This is a genomic window from Cohnella zeiphila, assembly GCF_014212055.1.
Lineage (GTDB): Bacteria > Bacillota > Bacilli > Paenibacillales > Paenibacillaceae > Cohnella > Cohnella zeiphila.
The window spans coordinates 114,000-114,403 of record NZ_JACJVO010000046.1 but is presented as its reverse complement, the minus strand read 5'-3'; the positions used below and the strand labels follow the sequence as shown (position 1 = coordinate 114,403).

At 52.0% G+C, this 404-nt stretch carries 1 protein-coding gene; it reads left to right on the top strand.

Annotation, left to right across the window (positions count from 1 at the left end):
* On the top strand, window positions 1–404 hold a 404-nt coding region (locus H7C18_RS36225; protein WP_185132993.1), incomplete at both ends, for a transposase.

Below are 404 nucleotides of genomic sequence, written 5' to 3'. Positions count from 1 at the left end.
GATATGTACTGCTGGAAGAAAACGTAACCGAAGAGGTGATACGGGAAACAGCGGGCTCTTCTCACGGAAAGGCATGGATCCAGGAAAAGGTGGAACGCGTTCACGCCATGCCAGTGCCTGAAAAGCAGAGCGCAGCTCAACGGACGGCACTGTTGTGTATGGTGGAGATTCTGCTTGCCCAGCAAGAGCAACTACGCCATTTAGAAATAAAAATCGAAGAGGCGTCCATGGAAATTTCAGAAGTAGGGCTGCTAAAGAGCATCCCAGGCATTGGAGATAAGCTGGCGGCGACCTTAATTGCTGAGATTGGCGACGCGAGTCAATTCGAGAATCCCAAGCAGCTTGTCGCTTACGCAGGGTTAGACCCGAGCGTGTACAGCTCTGGACAATTCGTAGCGTCCAGC